The organism is Streptomyces ossamyceticus (genome assembly GCF_001418475.1).
GTDB classification, from domain to species: domain Bacteria; phylum Actinomycetota; class Actinomycetes; order Streptomycetales; family Streptomycetaceae; genus Streptomyces; species Streptomyces ossamyceticus.
Window position 1 is genome coordinate 1 of sequence record NZ_LIQX01000892.1, and the last position, 2,270, is coordinate 2,270.

A 2,270-nucleotide genomic window follows, 5' to 3' on the forward strand; every position below is an offset into this window, starting at 1 on the left:
CGGCGTACGCCGGGGTGCCGGGCAGTACGCGGGCCAGTGACCGCAACAGCGACTTCAACGGGGACGGGTACGAGGACGTGCTGGTCGGCGCGCCCGGGGCGACCGTCAGCGGCAAGAGCGGGGCCGGGCTGGTGACCGTGCAGTACGGCTCGGCCAAGGGCATCGGCACGAGCGGTGCGGCCGTGTTCAGCCAGTCGACGGCGGGGGTCGCGGGCGCCGCCGAGGCGGGCGACGGCTTCGGCAGGGCGGTCGCGACCGGTGACCTCGACGGCGACGGGTTCGACGACGCGATCGTCGGCATTCCCGGCGAGGACCTCGCCGCCGTGAAGGACGCGGGCGGTGTGGCCGTCCTGTGGGGGTCGAAGTCGGGGCTCAGCGGCGCCGCGAGCAGCTGGTTGGAGACCGAGGAGCCCACCGCCGGTGAGCGGTTCGGCCTGGGCCTGGCCGCGGCCCGGTTCACGGCCGAGACCGAAGGCGACCTCCTCGCCGTCCTGGACGGGTACGACGTGGAACTCTTCGCGTACGACGCCTCGAAGGCGAGCTCCCTGCGCCGGGAGTCCACGCAGCGGATCGCGGCGCAGGCCGAGCCCCGCCGTATCCAGCCCAAGTCCCTGACCACCGGCGACTACGACAAGAACGGCTTCGCCGACCTCGTCGTGTCGGGCCTGAGCGTGGGTGACGAACCGGGCTACGGCTGGTCCACCTATCTGTCGGGGAACGCCGACGGCCTGAAGTACGAGCGTGATCTGCGCGGCGGGCCGGTGGCGGCCTCCGGCGACCTCAACAACGACGGTTACGACGACCTGGTCACCGGCGAACCGCACTCCCCGGACGACGCGTACGGCGAGACGATGGCCGGCGGTCTGGTCGGGGTACGGCTCGGCGGTCCCGACGGGCCCGCCGAGGAGCCGGACTGGTGGGTGCAGGACTCCCCCGGTGTGCCCGGTGTGGCGGAGCCCGGTGACGGCTGGGGCTCGGACCTGTCGGTGGCGGACACCGACGGTGACGGCTACGCGGACGTGGCGATCGGCGCTGCGGGCGAGGACATCGGCACCGTCCAGGACGCGGGCGCCGTGTGGGTGCTGCGCGGCTCGGCGTCCGGGCTGACCTCGTCCGGCGCCAAGTCGTGGGACCAGAACTCGGCCGACGTGCCGGGGACCGCCGAGAAGGGCGACAAGTGGGGCGCCCAGGTGCGGTTGACCGACCCGAACCGCGACGGCCGCTTCGGGCTGCTGGCCGCCGCGCCCGGTGAGAACACCGGCGACGGTCACATCTGGGTGCTCTCCGCGGGCACGGGCGGCGTCACGGCCTCCGGGTCGTGGACGTACAACGCCGGTTCCCTCGGGGCGCCGTACGTGGACGCGCAGTTCGGGGCCGCGATCGACGAGTGAGCGGGAGGGGACGCGGCCACCGGGCCTCCCGCACGGTCACGGGAGGCCCGGACCGGTCAGGTGCCGTTCGACTGGGGCGCGCTGAAGAGGGGCGCGGACTCGCTCGTCGCGCCGCCGTCCGGTGGGGTGTCGTCCGTCTCGGGCGTCTGCGGCTGGGGCTGCGGGGGTGCGGAGGTCGAACTCTGCGGCGCCGACGGGGCCGAGGACGAGGGGCTCGCCGAGGACGACGACGGGCAGGGGCTTGCGGTCCCGTCCCGCTTGGCGCCGGTCGACGTGGACGGGCACGGTTCGGGCGACTTGGTCGGCGGTGTCTCGGAGAACGAGGTCGACGCCGACGGGGACGGCTGGTCGACCGGCGGGTTGGACTTCTTGTCCTTGTGGCCGGTGTCGCCGGACTGGCGGCTGAACCAGTCGTCGCGGTCGGGGTCGTAGAGGATGAACACGTTGATGACCACGGTCGATTGCTCGACGACCACGACGTTCTGCGGCCGGTACGACGGCCAGGCGTCGCCCTTGGGCTCGGGGGTGGTCTTCAGCGCGACGGGCGGGCGCAGCGGGTTGCCGCAGGCGCAGCGCACGCGGGGCACGCCCCGGTCGTCGACGAGGACGGCGGTGCCGGCCTGGAGGACTGCCTGGTAGGCGGTGGCGGCGCCGTCGCGGTAGCCGTGGTTGGTGACACGGGTGTCCATGCGCAGCTGCACCGGGGTGAGCGAGCGCAGATAGCCGGGCACGCCGGACGCCTGGACGCCGGCGACGGCCGCGAACGCCTCGTTCTTGGTGGGTACCGCCTGGAGGTACTCGATCTGCTTCTCGACGTCGCAGCTGCCGGTGTTGCGGGTGCCGCCGTAGAGGCCGGGGGCCGAGCCGTCGACGGCTCGG

2 protein-coding genes are annotated in these 2,270 nt (G+C 73.7%); one reads left to right on the plus strand and one right to left on the minus strand.

Features of this window, described 5'->3' with window-relative positions; translation table 11 throughout:
- Positions 1-1,391 (plus strand): FG-GAP-like repeat-containing protein (locus tag AOK15_RS40200; RefSeq protein WP_055524085.1); only part of this gene is annotated, 1,391 nt, incomplete at its 5' end.
- A gap of 56 nt (positions 1,392-1,447) precedes the next feature.
- On the opposite strand, the gene AOK15_RS40205 is transcribed toward AOK15_RS40200, so the two are convergent.
- A partial coding sequence (locus AOK15_RS40205) for a DUF6777 domain-containing protein (protein WP_063799118.1) occupies positions 1,448-2,270 on the minus strand: 823 nt, incomplete at its 5' end.